12 protein-coding genes are annotated in these 14,673 nt (G+C 32.6%); 4 read left to right on the top strand and 8 right to left on the bottom strand.

The window, feature by feature from the left end:
- Positions 1-82 precede the first annotated feature (82 nt).
- Both ABD715_RS11400 and ABD715_RS11395 read left to right on the top strand, forming a co-directional pair.
- A complete protein-coding gene (locus tag ABD715_RS11400; RefSeq protein WP_344788359.1) occupies positions 83-2,320 on the top strand; it encodes a TonB-dependent receptor in 2,238 nt (745 codons plus the stop codon).
- A 213-nt stretch (positions 2,321-2,533) separates the two neighbouring features.
- Positions 2,534-2,890: a heavy-metal-associated domain-containing protein gene (locus ABD715_RS11395; RefSeq protein ID WP_344788358.1), complete on the top strand. Its 357-nt coding sequence runs from the start codon at positions 2,534-2,536 to the stop codon at positions 2,888-2,890.
- A gap of 115 nt (positions 2,891-3,005) precedes the next feature.
- Here the strand turns inward: ABD715_RS11395 and ABD715_RS11390 are convergent, their stop codons facing one another.
- From ABD715_RS11390 to miaB, 8 genes are all read right to left on the bottom strand, one after another.
- Complete coding sequence (locus ABD715_RS11390) at positions 3,006-5,750, bottom strand: outer membrane beta-barrel protein (protein ID WP_344788357.1); 2,745 nt, start codon at positions 5,748-5,750, stop codon at positions 3,006-3,008.
- A 154-nt stretch (positions 5,751-5,904) separates the two neighbouring features.
- Positions 5,905-7,542, bottom strand: coding sequence for a chaperonin GroEL (gene groL / locus ABD715_RS11385; RefSeq protein WP_344788356.1), 1,638 nt, complete (start codon positions 7,540-7,542; stop codon positions 5,905-5,907).
- Between the two features lie 101 nt (positions 7,543-7,643).
- On the bottom strand, positions 7,644-7,919 hold the full coding sequence (locus tag ABD715_RS11380; protein WP_344788355.1) for a co-chaperone GroES: 276 nt from the start codon (positions 7,917-7,919) through the stop codon (positions 7,644-7,646).
- 149 nt (positions 7,920-8,068) lie between these two features.
- A complete protein-coding gene (gene secG / locus ABD715_RS11375) occupies positions 8,069-8,422 on the bottom strand; it encodes a preprotein translocase subunit SecG (RefSeq protein WP_344788354.1) in 354 nt (117 codons plus the stop codon).
- Positions 8,422-9,375, bottom strand: coding sequence for a hypothetical protein (locus tag ABD715_RS11370; RefSeq protein WP_344788353.1), 954 nt, complete (start codon positions 9,373-9,375; stop codon positions 8,422-8,424). Before ABD715_RS11370 ends, secG begins: the two co-directional genes overlap by 1 nt.
- 56 nt (positions 9,376-9,431) lie before the next feature.
- Positions 9,432-9,938, bottom strand: a complete 507-nt coding sequence (locus ABD715_RS11365) for an LptE family protein (RefSeq protein WP_344788352.1) — start codon at positions 9,936-9,938, stop codon at positions 9,432-9,434.
- A gap of 37 nt (positions 9,939-9,975) precedes the next feature.
- Positions 9,976-11,247 (bottom strand): sigma-54 interaction domain-containing protein, encoded by a 1,272-nt coding sequence (locus ABD715_RS11360; RefSeq protein ID WP_344788351.1) that lies wholly within the window; start codon positions 11,245-11,247, stop codon positions 9,976-9,978.
- Between the two features lies 1 nt (position 11,248).
- Positions 11,249-12,697 (bottom strand): tRNA (N6-isopentenyl adenosine(37)-C2)-methylthiotransferase MiaB, encoded by a 1,449-nt coding sequence (gene miaB / locus ABD715_RS11355; RefSeq protein ID WP_344788349.1) that lies wholly within the window; start codon positions 12,695-12,697, stop codon positions 11,249-11,251.
- 149 nt (positions 12,698-12,846) lie between these two features.
- On the opposite strand from miaB, the gene ABD715_RS11350 reads away from it, so the two are divergent.
- Both ABD715_RS11350 and ABD715_RS11345 read left to right on the top strand, forming a co-directional pair.
- A complete protein-coding gene (locus ABD715_RS11350; protein ID WP_344788348.1) occupies positions 12,847-13,287 on the top strand; it encodes a hypothetical protein in 441 nt (146 codons plus the stop codon).
- A gap of 34 nt (positions 13,288-13,321) precedes the next feature.
- A complete protein-coding gene (locus ABD715_RS11345; protein WP_344788347.1) occupies positions 13,322-14,566 on the top strand; it encodes an LVIVD repeat-containing protein in 1,245 nt (414 codons plus the stop codon).
- Positions 14,567-14,673: the final 107 nt, after the last annotated feature.

Genomic DNA, 14,673 nt, shown 5'->3' with positions numbered 1-14,673 from the left:
GCAGGTATTAAATTAGCACGATAATAGTTTAACTGTTATTATGCGTAAAACCTTGTGTATACAGGGATATTTTAAAATAAAAATGAAAAAAATATTATATATGTTTCTGTTTCTTCCAACGTTAATGTTGTCTCAAGACAAAATTTCGGGAATTATAGTGGAAGCTACAGAAAATAATGTGCCAATGGGTTTAGCAGGAGCTAATGTATATTGGTTAAACACATCTGTTGGTGCTGTTACCGATATAGATGGTAAGTTTAAAATAAATTACTCGCCAGAAAATACAAAATTGGTAATTAGTTATGTTGGGTTTAAAACCGATACCATAACAGTAAGTACACCAAAGTACATTAAACATGCTTTGTATGCCACTAGTAATTTAGATGCGGTAACTATTAATTCTAGAAAGCAAGCTACAGCAAAATCGTACTTACAGGCACAAAATGTATTTACGGTAAGTAGCGACGAGCTATTAAAGGCTGCTTGTTGTAATTTGTCTGAGAGTTTTGAAACAAACCCATCAATAGATGTTAATTTTGCCGATGCTGTTTCGGGCACACGTCAAATAAAAATGCTGGGCTTAAATAGTCCGTATATTTTAATAGCTACAGAAAATATACCGTCAATACGTGGTGCATCTCAAGCTTTTGGTTTAAGTTTTATACCCGGAACATGGGTGGAGAGTATACAAATTACTAAAGGAGCAGGTAGTGTTGTTAATGGTTACGAGAGTATTGCTGGGCAAATAAATGCAGAATTGGTTAAGCCAGCATCCGATAATAAATTGTTTGTTAATCTTTTTGGTAATAAGGCAGGTAGGTTCGAATTAAATACTCACATAAATACAAAGGTAAGCGATAAGTGGAGTACAGGTTTGTATATACACGGTAATACACATAACGAAAAGCATGATGTAAACCACGATGGTTTTTTAGATATGCCATTGTATAACCAAATAAATGTAATGAATCGTTGGCAATATATCGATGCTCAAAAAGGCTTTGTAAGTTTTATTAATTTCAAGGTTTTAAATGATGAAAAACAAATGGGTGAGTTGGATTTTAATCCGAATACAGATAAATTAACAACCAATGCTTGGGGAAGCGAAATAGACACAAGACGTTATCAGGTGTCTACAAAATTAGGGTACGTAAATCCAGAAATTCCTTGGCAAAGTATTGGTTTGCAAACAGCTTTTAGTAGCCATGAGCAAGAATCTTATTTTGGGTTAAATCAATACAATATTACTCATAATAGCTTGTACTCTAATATTATTTATAATTCTATAATTAGCGATTCTAGGCATAAAATTAAAACAGGAATAAGTTATACTTACGACCATTATGATGAGTTTGTAAATACAGCCGATTACGAGCGCACAGAAAAATCTGTAGGTGCTTTTTTTGAGTATAATTTCGATAATTTAGAAAAATTGAACCTAACAGCTGGTTTGCGTGTAGACAACCATAATGTATTAGGAACTTTTGTTACTCCAAGATTTCATGTGCGATACACTCCTTGGGAAAAATCGGCTTTTCGAGCTTCTTTTGGTAGAGGTAAACGTAGTGCTAATATTTTTACAGAAAACCAGCAATTGTTTGCAACCTCACGAACTATTAATATTTTAAACTCTGGAGGAAATGTTTATGGTTTACGTCCAGAAATAGCTTGGAATTATGGATTGTCGTATTTACAAGGTTTTAATTTTTTGGGTAGAAAAGCAGATATTACTTTAGACTATTATAAAACAGATTTTAAAAACCAAGTGGTTGTCGATTACGAAAACCCGTTAGAAGTTAATTTTTATAATCTTGATGGCGATAGTTATGCTAACAGTTTTCAAGCAGAACTTAATTATAATGTTTTTGAACGGTTTGATTTGCGAATGGCTTATAAATATTACGATGTTAAAACCCAGTATAACTCTGGTAAACTGGATAAGCCCTTAACGCCTAAACACCGTTTTTTTACAAATGCGTCATACGAAACCCAAATGAGTAGCAACAGTTCGCAATGGAAATTTGATGCGACTTACAATTGGCTAAGTAAACAGCGTTTTCCGTCAACAATTAGTAGTCCTGAGGCTTATCAATTATCAAAATACACACCAACATTAGGGACTTTAAACATGCAAATTACACGGGTGTTTTCTTCTAAGTTTGAAGTGTATGTAGGAGGAGAGAATATATCAAATGTAAGACAAGATAATCCTATTATTGGTGCAAACGATCCTTTTGGAGCGAATTTTGATTCTACTTTTGTCTATGGACCTATTTATGGAAGTAATTATTATGCAGGATTAAGGTTTAAAATTGAATAATTAGTAGAATGTTTATAAAAGCTATAATAGAAGACGCTAAATAGAAGTACTAGAGTATTATGCTAAGCATGTCTAAGCTTTTTAGCTTAGGTCTTAGGCAAGTTCGCACAGATAGCATGTTAAGCAATTGTGAGAATTGAAAAATTGAAAAATTGAAAAATAAAAATTATTAATAACAAGTTTCCGTTTTAAAGGAAGCACAAACCAAAAACCATGAAAAAATTAATATTATTAACACTATTATTCACCGGACTAACAACCTTTTCGCAAAACAAAGTAGCCAAAGGTGCTTTAGAAGTAGATGGTGTTTGTTTAATGTGTAAGTCTAGAATTGAAAAAGCGTGTTTAACATCAAAAGGCGTAAAGTCTGCCAATTGGGATGTTAAAACACACGAACTAAAAGTTATTTACGACGATAGAAAAACCGATTTAAAGGTTATAAGTCAGACGGTAGCTAATGCGGGTCACGATACAAAACTTATAACAGCATCTGATGAGGCTTATGCAAAAGTGCACCCATGTTGTAAATATAGAGATGAAGCTGTGCAAGATGATCATAAAGATGAATAAGTCTAGGTAAAATTAATTATATAAAACCCAAGGTGTAAAGCTTTGGGTTTTTTTATAGGTTTTATATTTCGATAAAATGTAATGAATTTAATATTGAAAATAATAAAAACATCAATCATCCATTAATCCCCTTTTTACTCTTACGTTTTTTAGAGTTGTTTAGTCTGTACGTGTAGCTCATAATTACATAACGCCCTAAGCTTTCGGTTGTAGTTTCTTCAAAATAATTAATGGTGCTTCGTCTGTATATATCAACGTTTTTGTCTAATAAGTCTATAAATAAAAGTTTTAAAACGTTGTTTTTCTTTTTAGAAAAGGCGTATGATACAGCAGCATTCCATAGTGGTAAATTGTCAATAGAATCAAATTTATTATCAGAAAAAATTAAGTAATCAAACTGCGTGTTAAAATTTAGTTTTTTAGAGACGTCAATATCAAAAGAACTAAAATAATCTTGTTTAGTGTAGGTTCTATCAAGATCGTTAATTATGGAGAAGCTTGTTTCGTTTATAGTAAAAGACGCACCTGTTTTAAAATCGAAGTTGTTTTTATTATGGTTTTCTACAGAAAAACTAGTTAAAAAGTTTTGAGATGTAACATCGTTTAAAATGTTGTTTACAATAGAGTTTGTGGTGCTAAATAGGTTTTGGTTTTTAAGTGTGTACCTAAGTCCAAGTTTACTAATTTTTCTGCTAAAACTAAGCGTAGTATTTAATCGTTTTCGGTTTCCTCCATTTTCGTAGCTTCGTGTTCTAACAAAATCTTCGTCTATATTAATATTAGGTATAATGGCATCTTGAGTATATAAAAATTGAATTTTAGACGAAAATGTAGCTGCAGACTTGTGCTCGAAAATATTGGCAGTTAATTGCAACAAATCTGTTTTTTCGGTTTTTAGCTCAGGGTTTCCACGTCTTATAGAAAATGGATTTAAATTGTTTATAACAGTTGTACTTTGGTTTATTGATGGACTTTTAATAGACCTTCTATAAAAAAAACGATATTTTTTGCCTCGATTAGGTCGGTATTGTACTATTGCTGTTGGATTTACGTAAAATTGACTTTTAGTTATAGGATTTACATGTGTTTCTCCAAAATAGCGATTAAGGTCTTGTAAAATAGTACCTATAGAGATGTTTAATTTTGGTGTGTTATAGTTGTTTAAAATCTTAGTAAAATAGCTATTTTCTCGATATCGGTATTTATAGCTTAAAAAGTCTTCGGTTGTGTTGTTGGTTATTGTTGTTTTAGATTGATTGGTGTTTTCTGTTCCTACAATTTTTAGAAAACTAGTTTCTACACGTAAAAAATAATTTCCGCCAAGAGGTTCTGTGTATTTAAAATTGAAATTAAAACGGTTGTTTCTAAACGATTCGTCTCGAAGAGTTTCTAATTCTCTATAATTTGGATTGTTGGTGTTTAATTTGCGAGATGTAAAAGTGCTTTGCTCGTTATCGCGGTCTGAGCTACTACTAGTTAAATCGAAACCAGTACTAAAACTACGCCCCTTTTTAGCCAACCTTTTAATGTAATTTATATTTACATTTGCTAGTTTTTTGTCGTTTTCGTTTTCTAATTGGTTATTGTTTGTAGTAACTAATTCGTTAGAATTGTTTAAATAAGAACCATCTCTGCCAAGATAACTAGTTCTTTTATCTGCATTTAATTTCCCCTTTACAAAAAGACTATAGCTCTTGTTTGATTGATTTTTGTAGTTGAAATTTAAATTATGATTATTGGTAATGTTAGAGAATGTGTTTTCTGCTTGATAATCAAAATTATTAACGTTAGCAAAATTGATGCGTTTAGAATGTGAAACACCATTGTTTTCAGAATTGTTATAAAAATAATCAGCGTTAAACGATTCTCTTTTTTGATACTCATGACCATAATGAACGCCTGCAACTCCAGTTTTTAAAAAACCGCTAAGGCTTTTTGATGGTTTTTCGCTGTCTTCCTCATCCGATTCGTCTGTTAATCCATCAGCATTTTCTAAAAAGCTTTGTATGTTAGATCCAGTAATATTGATGTTATTGAATTTTCCAATAACAGAAATCTGTGTTTTTTTAGAAAAGTTATTATAGTTGAGGTTGCTAAAATAGCGATTGTCTAACCCTACACCTCCAGATAGTTTACCAAAACCACGGTTTTTCCTTTTTGTTTTTTTTAATGATAGATTAATAACAATTTGTTTGTTACCATCATTTATACCTGTTAACTCGGCTTCATCGCTGTTTTTATCAATAATTTCGACTTTTGCTATTTCATCTGCCGATAAGTTTTTTAAAACAATCGCAGGATCTCCACTAAAAAACTCTTTACCATCAACATATATTTTAGTAACCTCGTTACCTTGTGCTATTACTTTTCCGTCTGTGCCAATATCTAAACCAGGAAGTTTTTTTAGTAAGCCTTCAATATTATCATCTGGATTTACTTTAAAAGAGCTTGCATTAAAAGCAATAGTATCTTTTTTTACTTGTATGGGTACTACAGCCGAGATTACTACTTCGTCTAACTGACTTAAATCCTCTTTTAGTTTAATTGTTTTTAAATCTATAGCTGCCTTTTTGTAAACTATACCCTTGTAATAAGAGTTGTAGCCCATAGAGTAAATGTTTAATAAAAGGGAGTCTTTTGTAATTTCAAAAAGATTGAATATGCCTTTATCGTCTGTTATGGTGTAGCTAACTAATGTCGAGTCTTTTGCGTTTAAAAGAGACACGGTTGCCAGTTCTATAGGTAAGTTGTCGGGACTAATTACAGTGCCTGTTATTGGTGCAGATTGGCTATGTCCAGTAGAGTATATAAATATAAAGAAGAGGACTATAAGAGTTTTTAAAAAAGAGCTTTTGTACATTTAGTTGTTTTATTGGCTAATTATAAGACGAATAACAATTTGTTACAGCTTAATTTATTTTAACAAAAAACGCTCCAAAAAATGATTTTGAAGCGTTCTCTTGTTTAAAATGTGTATTTAAAAACTATACTTAATATATACAATAAGTTTTTTCTTACATCATTCCAGGCATGCCACCATGACCATGATCATGTCCGCCACCTCCAGCTGGAGCTTCCGGAAGGTTTATTAATGCACACTCTGTAGTAAGAATCATTCCTGCAACAGATGCTGCGTTTTCTAAAGCAATACGAGTTACTTTTTTAGGATCGATTATACCTGCTTTAAGCATATCTACATATTCTTCAGACTTAGCATCGTAACCAAAATCTTTTTTACCTTCTAATACTTTAGAGATAACAACACTACCTTCTCCACCTGCATTATCTACAATAGTACGTAATGGGGCTTCTATAGCGCGCGCTACAATTTGAATTCCTGTTACTTCGTCTAGGTTTGCATTAGATATTTTTTCTAGTACAGATTTAGCTCTTACTAAAGCAACACCACCACCGGCAACAATACCTTCTTCTACAGCTGCTCTTGTTGCGTGTAAAGCATCATCAACACGATCTTTCTTTTCTTTCATTTCAACTTCACTAGCTGCACCAACATAAAGAACAGCAACACCTCCAGCTAATTTAGCTAAACGCTCTTGAAGTTTTTCTTTGTCGTAATCTGAGGTTGTCGTTTCTATTTGAGCTTTTATTTGATTAATTCTAGCCTTAATGTTATCTGCATCGCCAGAACCATTAACAATGGTAGTATTGTCTTTGTCTACAGTTACAGTTTCTGCAGAACCTAACATACTTAAATCTGCGTTTTCTAAAGTAAAACCTCTTTCTTCAGAAATAACAGTACCACCAGTTAAAATAGCGATATCTTCTAGCATAGCTTTACGTCTATCTCCAAAACCAGGTGCTTTTACAGCAGCAATTTTAAGCCCGCCACGTAATTTATTAACTACTAATGTAGCTAATGCTTGTCCGTCTACATCTTCAGCAATAATTAATAAAGGTCTGCCAGATTGTGCAACTGGTTCTAGTATTGGAAGAATTTCTTGTAAGTTAGAAATCTTTTTATCGAATAATAAAATGTATGGATTTTCTAAATCGGCAATCATTTTATCGGGATCTGTTACAAAGTAAGGCGATAAGTATCCTCTGTCAAACTGCATACCTTCAACAACGTCTACATAAGTTTCCATACCTTTGGCTTCTTCAACAGTAATAACACCTTCTTTTCCTACTTTTCCAAAAGCAACAGCAATTAGCTCACCAATAGTATCGTCGTTGTTTGCAGAAATAGCAGCAACTTGTTTTATTTTTTCTGAAGAGTTTCCTACTTGTTTAGATTGTTTTTCTAAATCTTCAGTAATAGCTAATACAGCTTTGTCGATACCACGTTTTAAATCCATTGGGTTTGCACCAGCAGCAACATTTTTTAATCCTTCTTTAACAATCGCTTGTGCTAAAACTGTAGCAGTAGTTGTACCATCTCCAGCTAAATCGTTGGTTTTAGAAGCAACTTCTTTTACCATTTGAGCACCCATGTTTTCTAACGGGTTTTCTAATTCAATTTCTTTTGCTACAGATACCCCATCTTTAGTTACTTGTGGAGCCCCAAAACTTTTGCTAATAATTACATTACGACCTTTTGGTCCTAAAGTTACTTTTACTGCGTTTGCTAATGCATCAACACCACGTTTTAAACCGTCGCGTGCTTCAATATCAAATTTTATATCTTTTGCCATTTTAATAAATGCTTTATGCCTTAAGTTCTATGCTTTAGGCGTTCGTTTAATTTTTGTTTTAATGAATAAATTTTTCGTTTAATCGTGTTGCTTCAAGCGGTTTAAATAATAGCTAAAATGTCGCTTTCTCTCATAATTAAATAATCTGTACCTTCTAATTTAAGATCTGTACCAGCATATTTACCATATAAAACAGTATCGCCAACTTGTACAGTAATAGGTTCGTCTTTTGTGCCTTTACCAGCAGCAACAACAGTTCCTTTTTGTGGTTTTTCTTTAGCGTTATCTGGAATAATAATTCCTGATGCTGTTTTAGTTTCTGCAGCAGCTGGTTCGATAAGAACTCTATCTGCTAATGGTTTAATGTTTAAGCCCATTTTTGTTTATATTTTTAAATTATTAAGTTAATATTTATTGATTTGTTATTGTTCGAAAATTATGCCAAGTCTTGTTAACTGACAAACTTGCAGAAACAAAAAATGCCAACTTTATAAGTTGGCATTTTAAATATATTTTGTGAGTGGTATTAGTTTCCTGTTGGAGCAGTATCTTGCGCAGGAGTATTATCTGTAGTAGGTAATGCTTGCGGTAAAGGTTGTGTTGCTTCGGTTTCGTCATAAGCTTTAGAATCTCCAGATCCGCCACCTCTGTTTATAGCTACGTTTGATGCTAATATTAACACTAGTAAAAATGTTGCTAAGTACCATGTACTTTTATCTAAAAAGTCGGTTGTTTTCTTAACGCCTCCTAATTGTTGAGTACCGCCACCTCCAAAAGAAGATGATAATCCTCCACCTTTTGGGTTTTGAACCATAATTACTACAATTAGCAAAAATGCTACAACTACTATTAGTACTAGAAATATTATAAAATTACTCATTACTCTTTATTATTTTGTTCTTGTAAAAGTTCTACTGCTTTAATTTGGTTTGCAAAGAAACTACTTTTTTTTGGATATTTCAAACTTAAAATTTTATAAGATTGTATTGCCTTTTTATAGTTTTTTTGTTCTACATAAATTCGTGCTAAAGTCTCGGTCATTAAGGCTTCGGGTTGAATCATTTGTGCTTTAGCAATATTTCCTTTAGTAGTTGTTGCTTTTGTTGGTTTAATTTTTGGTTTTTTTATTATAAAATCTTCTATTAATTTAAACTTATCTTCTCGTGCTTTTTGGTCTAGAGATTTGTTTTCTTTAATAGGTTCTTGCTGCGATTCTTCTGTTTTTTCGCGTTGTATAGGTTTTAATTTAGCCAATTTAAGCCATTCGTTAAACGAGTGTGCTTCTTGTTTGTCGAACTGTAAAGGTGATCCTAGATTTAGTATGTCTGTACTAATAACTTCTTCTGTTATTTCTGTTTTATTACCTTGTGTTGTAGCAGTGCTGTTATTTATAGATGTGCTAGATTCTTTTTCTGGTCTATGTTCTTTAGGTTGAAATAGAGCAGGGTCTAAAACGCCATCTGTATCTCTAATTTGTTGCTTTAAAGTGTCATCAATAGTTACTTTTTTATCTACAGATATGTCTTCAGCTGTAACATCTAGTCCTTTTAAATGTTCTGTGTTTTGTTTTATAAATTGTGATATTTCATTCTGAAGAAATCCTTTGGAGGTTATAAAATCGAATAAAATACTACGGTCTGTAGTGTAAGCAGCTGTCGTTTTTAAAGTTTGATTGTATTTAAAGCTGTTTTGGTTTTTTAATCCTTTAAGGTAAATGGCTCTTGCAGATTGAAAATATGGAAACTCGTCAATAATAGATTTTAATGCATCTGATTGTTGAGGCGTTACTGCTTCTGCCTGTTTAAGTATGTATGTAAAATCACTATTATTCATTAACTAATTTAAATTTGTTTTAATTTTAGAAGTGTGTGTGTTTTTAGTTAATCATTTTACCATTTAGCCAAAGATGCATTAAAAATATCTTGCGTTATGCGTTCAAAAATTTCTTCGTGGGCTGTGTCTTTTGTGCCTCCTATAAGTTGTGTGCTACCAGGGTAATCGTAAAAGAAAGAAAACGTTTGATCGAACTCTGCTTCGTCATCATTTCTATCTATAAAGTGTACTTTTACACTAATAGTTAAACGGTTTTGCGCTGCTGTGTTTTGAGATGTTGCAGTAGTTGGAGATATTCTATACTCTGTTATTTCGCCTTCGTAAACAATGTCTCCGTTAGAATTTACATTACCTAAATTGGTTTGGTTTTCTAGTAATGTAATAAGTGCGTTTCTAAAATCGACATCTAATCCAGGTTCTACTAATAACGAGTTGTTTTCGAAACGATTAATTTGAAAGGTTTTTGTTTTGTCTGATATTGATGCACCTGTAAAGGAGTAGGCGCCACAACCAACTAGTGCTGTTGTAATAAGTAAAACTAAAATGAGTTTGTATAATTTCATTTGATTTTTTAATGGTATGTTATAATAGAACTTTAAATTACAAATCGTATTGCTTAATCTTTCTATATAATGTGCGTTCGCTAATTCCAAGCTCGGCTGCTGCTAATTTACGCTTTCCTTCATGACGTTCAAGCGATTTTTTAATTAATTCTAGTTCTTTATCGTGTAGCGACAGTGTTTCTTCTTCTTCTATTTCTTCTGCAAAATGGTATTTATCTTGAGATGAAATAATTTCTGGTGGGTTAGTATTGTGTTCTGGAATAGATAAAACATCAGTTTTTTTTATGGGTTCTTCATAAGTTGTGTCATCATCACTATTGTTTCCGTATATTTTTTGAATTAACGACTCGTTATCCTTTTCAACATCTTTAATATTACCATTCTTCATAAGCTCCATAGTTAACTTTTTCAAGTCGTTTAGGTCGCTTTTCATATCAAAAAGAACTTTGTATAAAATTTCGCGTTCGCTACTAAAATCACTTTCGCTTTTAGATGTTTTTATAACTGCAGGTAGGTTGTTTGTACCTGAAACAGGTAGGTAGCTTTTAAGTGTTTCTGCTGTAATGTTTCTATTTTGTTCTAAAACAGATACCTGCTCTGCAACATTTCTAAGTTGACGAATATTACCACTCCATCTGTGTTTTAATAATAGTTGTACCGCAGCATCTGCTAGTTTTACTGTAGGCATTTTGTATTTTAAAGCAAAGTCGCTAGCAAATTTTCTAAATAATATATGGATATCGCCTTGGCGCTCTCTAAGCGGTGGTAAATTAATATCTACGGTGCTTAATCTATAATATAAATCTTCGCGAAACTTTTCTTTCTCTATAGCTTGAAACATATTTACATTGGTAGCAGCTACAATACGTACATCTGTTTTTTGTACTTTACTAGAGCCTACTTTTATAAATTCGCCATTTTCTAAAACACGAAGTAAGCGTACTTGTGTGGTAAGTGGTAGTTCTCCAACTTCATCTAAAAAAATGGTGCCACCATCTGCAACTTCAAAATAACCACTTCGGGTAGATGTTGCTCCGGTAAAAGCGCCTTTTTCGTGCCCAAAAAGTTCGCTGTCTATTGTGCCTTCTGGTATAGCACCACAGTTTACAGCAATATATTTATTGTGTTTTCTGTGCGATAATTGATGAATTATTTTAGGTATACTTTCTTTACCAACACCGCTTTCGCCAGTAACCAAAACAGAGATGTCTGTTGGGGCTACTTGTATCGATTTTTCGATAGCACGATTAAGTGTCTCGCTATTACCAATAATGCCAAAACGTTGTTTTATAGCTTGTACTGATTCCATGTTAATTATTTGTTGATAATTCTACAGCTTCTCCAATAAGTGTTGCACTGGTGCAATCTGTTATTTTAACATTTACAAAATCGCCAATTTTATAGTGTTCTTTAGGGAAAACAGCAACAATGTTATGTTGTGTTTTGCCAGACCATTGAGCGTTCGATTTTTTTGATTCTTTTTCTATTAAAACCTCTACAACGGTATTTAAATGTTCTTTGGTTCTTATTTCGCTATGTGCTCTTTGTAAGTCTACAATGTCCTGCAATCTTCTTTTTTTTGTAGCTTGCGGTACATCGTCTTCCATTTTACGCTCTGCCATAGTTCCAGGCCTTTCAGAGTAAGCATACATAAAACCAAAGTTATATTTTACATACTCCATTAACGACATGGTATCCTGGTGATCTTCTTCTGTTTCTGTAGGGAAACCAACAATCATATCTTGGCTTATAACGCAGTTAGGTATAATATCTCGAATATTATCTATAAGTTTAAAATATTCCTCACGTGTGTGTAGCCTGTTCATTTCCTTTAAAATACGATTGCTTCCGCTTTGTACAGGTAAATGTATATGGTTGCAAATATTTTGATGTTTGGCCATGGTTTTAATAACATCCATGGTTAAATCTTGTGGGTTAGATGTCGAGAAGCGAATACGCATTTTAGGATACGCTTTAGCACACATATCTAACAAGGTAGAAAAGTTTGTTGAAGTTGCTTTTTGAATTTCGCTAGCCTTATCAAAATCTTTTTTAAGTCCGCCACCATACCAAAGATAACTGTCTACATTCTGGCCAAGAAGTGTTATTTCTTTAAAGCCACGACTCCATAAATCGCTAATTTCTTCTATAATACTTTGCGGATCTCTACTACGTTCTCTACCTCTAGTAAAAGGTACAACGCAAAAGGTGCACATGTTATCGCAACCACGTGTAATAGATACAAAGGCGGTTACCCCATTTGTGTTTAAACGTACGGGCGAAATATCGCCATAAGTTTCCTCTTTAGAGAGAATAACGTTTATAGCATCTTTACCATCGTCTACTTCGGCTAAAAGATTTGGTAAATCTTTATAAGCATCTGGGCCAACAACAAGGTCTACAATTTTTTCTTCTTCAAGAAATTTTGTTTTTAAACGCTCTGCCATGCAACCTAAAACGCCAACTTTCATTTTAGGGTTGTGGTCGCGTTTAACAGCATTATATTTTTCTAAGCGTTTACGTACTGTTTGTTCTGCTTTATCTCGAATAGAGCAAGTGTTTACTAAAACTAAATCGGCCTCTTCAAGAGTTTTAGTTGTATTAAAGCCTTGGTTTGCTAAAATAGAAGCAACAACTTCGCTATCGCTAAAATTCATTGCACAACCATAACTTTCTATAAATAGCTTGCGTTTGTTGCCTTCTTTTTGATCAAGAATTAAAGAATCTCCTTGTTTATCTTCGTCTATAATTTTTTCCATAGTGTATTGAAACTCTAAGCAGTCAATAAGTATGCAAAGATATAATTTATTTATGTCTTGTGACAAGATGTCATGTGTATTTATTAAATATTTAACGCAACCATACCAAAGATTTGGTATCTAAATATTGTGTTTAAAAATGTATTATTATGTTGCAAATCAAAAGATTGTTTTTCGTTCTTGTTGTTTCTTTGGCTTTTTTTAATATGACCTGTGAAGAGGATGATGTTGTAAAGGTTAATTGTGATAACACAGTGGTTGTTAGCGAAAACGATTTTAATAATTTAGAATCGGCAAACTTTATAATTATTGATGCCGAAATTGAAGGCGATTGTTTATTGCTTAAAATAGGAGCTTCTGGTTGCGATGGGAGTACTTGGCAATATAATTTGGTAGACTCTGGCGCTATAGCAGAGTCTTTGCCAGAGCAGCGCTATTTAAAATTTCAATTAATAAATGAAGAAATGTGTGAAGCGTATTTTAATAAAACGGTGTCTTTTAATTTAAGTCCACTAAAAATTGATAATGGAGTGGGTAAAGTCGTTTTACATATTGAAGGTTTAGAATCGTCATTAACTTATACATATTAAATTAAAATATAATCAATTAAAACCAATCAACCTTATGAAAACAAAATGCTTTTTTGTCTGTTTTTTACTAGCTTTATTAAGCTCTTGTAATAATGATGACGCCAATTTCGAAACTGTTACAGTAGCTATTCCAGAAGTGTTAAGTATGTCGGAGTTTAGAAAATCTGTAAGTGTTAAAGATCCGCAAATAATTGAAGAGTTAGGTAAAATATATGCTTATGAGAATTATATTTTTGTAAGCGATGTAGCTCATGGTATTCATGTTATAGATAACACAAATCCGGAATCGCCTCAAGCTATTAAGTTTATAAATATACCTCGAAACGAAGACATATCTATAAAAGATAATTTTTTATATGCTGATAGTGCTTCTGACTTGGTTGTTTTCGATATATCGGATATTAATAACATTATAATAAAAGAACGTCTAGAAAATGTATTTGTAGAGCATAGTTTGCAAAGACCAGCAGAGGCAGATTTTATAGATTGGGGAAGTGTAGATTATAAGTCGGACATGGTTGTAGTAGGATGGACTTTAAAAGAAGAGCGTAGAACAATCGATAAAAATAGTTATGTCGATAATTTTACTATTGAAGCAGCATCAGCAGATAGCAGAGCATCTGACAATGTAGGAACAGGAGGCTCTTTAGCGCGTTTTCAAATTGTTAAAAATTATTTATATACTGTGAGCTCTCACGAAATGACAATTTTTAATATTAGCGATTTAACAAAGCCAACACAGACAAGTACCTTTTATGCAGGTAATAACATAGAAACATTGTTTTATGCAGAAAACTATTTGTATATAGGAAGCACAGATGGTATGTATATTTACGATTTAAAAAATGCAGAAGCACCAGAGTATGTGTCAGAGTTTATACATTGGACAGGTTGCGACCCTGTAGTTGTAGACGGAAATTATGCTTATTTAACCTTGCGTGGAGGCAATAACTGTGGGCAACAAGACAGCGTTTTAGAAATAATTGATATAAGCGATAAAGCAAACCCTACTTTGGCAGCAAGGCATATATTAGAAAACCCTTACGGGTTGGGTGTAAAAGGTAATAGGCTTTTTGTTTGCGATGGTAATGCAGGTTTAAAGGTGTTTAACAAAGAAAATCCGTTAGATATTAAACAAATTGGTCAGTTTAAAAACATACAGTCTAAAGATGTTATTCCTTTAAAAAACACACTAGTAATGATTGGTGGCAATTCGCTATACCAATACGAGTACACAGATAATGGTGTAGCACATTTAAGTACATTTTCTCTTAACTAAATTATAGGTTTAATAGTGAATTTAAAAATCCTGTTTTAACAGGATTTTTTTTTGATTTAATAAGGCTTTGCAATGTCTTTTTTTAATAAAAACTTTTACCTTTAGAG

Origin of the sequence: Postechiella marina (assembly GCF_039538365.1) — a bacterium.
Lineage (GTDB): Bacteria > Bacteroidota > Bacteroidia > Flavobacteriales > Flavobacteriaceae > Postechiella > Postechiella marina.
This window is presented reverse-complemented; position numbering and strand designations above follow the sequence as displayed.